1 protein-coding gene is annotated in these 1,458 nt (G+C 39.8%); it reads right to left on the reverse strand.

Annotation, left to right across the window (positions count from 1 at the left end; genetic code table 11):
- Positions 1-328: 328 nt before the first annotated feature.
- Positions 329-1,189: a DUF6236 family protein gene (locus ACJ9N4_RS20815; protein WP_411500790.1), complete on the reverse strand. Its 861-nt coding sequence runs from the start codon at positions 1,187-1,189 to the stop codon at positions 329-331.
- Positions 1,190-1,458: the final 269 nt, after the last annotated feature.

The following is a 1,458-nucleotide window of genomic DNA, read 5'->3' on the forward strand; positions in this document are numbered from 1 at the left end:
CAAGGCAATCATGAATAAAACCGTATGGCCGTCCCAAAAAAAACCACCATTTACACTAGCCAATCGAGGTATGACCAGAACACTCCCTCAGCAACACCAGGCTGATTACCTCCTCCTTCTACCTGCTCCCCGATGGACTATACCAAAGCGGAAATGATCGTTGCCTGTTAAGTGTTGATAGCTTCTCAGACGTGCTCCTGCCGAACGGCAAAGCAGCCAAGAGCAACGGATTACCCAAGATCATAGTCTGAAAGATTCTCTTTAATGTGCGCGTGCGATGCGCATAAAAAAGCCCCGAAAGAGCGAGGCTAAGTAACTAAAACCTAGATTAAAATTTTATAATACCCTCATTAAGTGCTTTTGTTAGATATGCGAGTTTAGGGTCAGAACCAATAAGTGTTTTTTGTCTCTTTAAGCCTATACTTACAAATCCACCGAGCACCGAAACGGCTGTTCCAACACCTAGTGTCTCGAATGGATTATCACTGTGGCTCGCCGATAACATCGTTACGCCAGCACTGTATATTTGTGAAAGATTGAATTTAAAAGATGTTGACACGTCAAATCGTAGAGGGCTTTTCCATCCTTCATTATTAAGTTTTTCTAAATCTACAATCGCATTTTTTAGCCCTGAAAATGCTTTTGCTCTTGATAGATTAAAGTCACATGACTCACGAACCTCAAAGTAAAGCTCATCCAAATATTCATGCAAGGACAATAATTCAGGTTTCCTTCTTTCCTTAAACTCTAATATATCTGCAATATGTACGTCTTTTTGAGGAACAGGAAGTAGCTTTGTTAACCCGAACTTTAGTGTATCACCTTCACTAGAATACGAATCTGGAATATTAATTTCCTCACCAAGGAAATGCATTCTCCATTCTATATCTGGTGATTTATGAATCAAATCAGACATGGTCTTAGCATGAATATCTGCTTGTATACCTACAAGTTCGCTGCCAGAAATACTCATGTACGAAAATCTAGGCCTCGTTAGAATACCACTATCAATTAAATCTGATTCATATGGTACACCAAGATGAATCTGATTAGTTGTTGGCGAGACCAATTTATCCCAGTATAAAGTAAAGTAATTTATATCAATTTCACTTATGAAATTCCTAGTAACAAAACTATCTGAATTACTCTTAGCGACCTCACATGGTGAAAAAACAACTCCTCTTTCCATGATATATTCTCATTTGAAGGATTAGTTGTTTAACATTATCAGTAAGAACGATCTGTAACCAACCCCCAAAATTGAGATATCTGTTCAATCTCACGGTTTAGTTTCATCACAAATTGAATGCCATGCTTTGTTATGCGTCAGGATGTCTTTCTTCGTCTGGCGGTCCATAACGTCGATGTCGTGATCAGTCAAGTAGATTGGCTTTACCCAGTCACAGGCAGTATCAACCACCACCGGGACGCTGCCACGTGTCACGCAGCTCGCGATCA

The sequence above is a fragment of the Enterobacter sp. LM3 genome, assembly GCF_046622475.1.
GTDB lineage: Bacteria > Pseudomonadota > Gammaproteobacteria > Enterobacterales > Enterobacteriaceae > Enterobacter > Enterobacter cloacae_P.

What these genes read in the sequence shown, in the direction of transcription:
- ACJ9N4_RS20815 (WP_411500790.1), bottom strand. Translation starts at nt 1,189, where the DNA reads ATGGAAAGAGGAGTTGTTTTTTCACCATGTGAGGTCGCTAAGAGTAAT.